The organism is Candidatus Merdisoma sp. JLR.KK006, assembly GCF_036941035.1.
Classification (GTDB): domain Bacteria; phylum Bacillota; class Clostridia; order Lachnospirales; family Lachnospiraceae; genus Laedolimicola.
The window spans coordinates 1-614 of record NZ_JAYMNS010000091.1; the positions used below are offsets into that span (position 1 = coordinate 1).

Below are 614 nucleotides of genomic sequence, written 5' to 3' on the forward strand. Positions count from 1 at the left end.
ATCTCTATCTGCCCGTGCATAGCGTTGCACGATTGGTCATAGGTCAATTTTTTTATGAGGTTTTCTTCCTCCTAATGACTATTCTTTTGATATCTCTATCTTAAGGATAATCACCTCGGATGTCTTGTTCAGATTCTTTCTCTCGATTGAATCTGGTTTGATATTTCTCAGTATATAGTTTTCAAGGTGCAATGTTGACTGAAATTTTAATCAGTCATTAGAAATCTTAATGACTTAAAATCTCTAATCACTGGTTAAAACCAGTTATATAGAACAGCACTTCCCTGCTGGTAGGGTTAACATATCTTTTAACACAGATTTCATTCTTTTTCATCCATTCAGATATGTCTGTATCTATATAAACACTCTTTCGAGTTGTTTTTTAAGTAATCTGGCAGCCACCTACTCTCCCATATCGTCTCCAACATAGTACCATCGGCCGCTTAAGGCTTAACCTTCGTGTTCGGGATGGGTACGGGTGTGTCCCCTAAACGTATCGCCACCAGAAACCTTCTAGATTCAATTGTTTCGCAGTTCCTACTTCCTCTTTCCCAGTATTCTCTGCTCCAATCAAACCCTCATAACTAAACAGCGCTTAACACATTCGTTCTCAC

Annotated in this window: 1 rRNA gene; it reads right to left on the reverse strand. The window is 38.6% G+C overall.

Features of this window, described 5'->3' with window-relative positions:
- Nucleotides 1–389: 389 nt before the first annotated feature.
- Nucleotides 390–507, reverse strand: a 5S ribosomal RNA gene (rrf, locus tag VSQ61_RS22720).
- Nucleotides 508–614 lie beyond the last annotated feature (107 nt).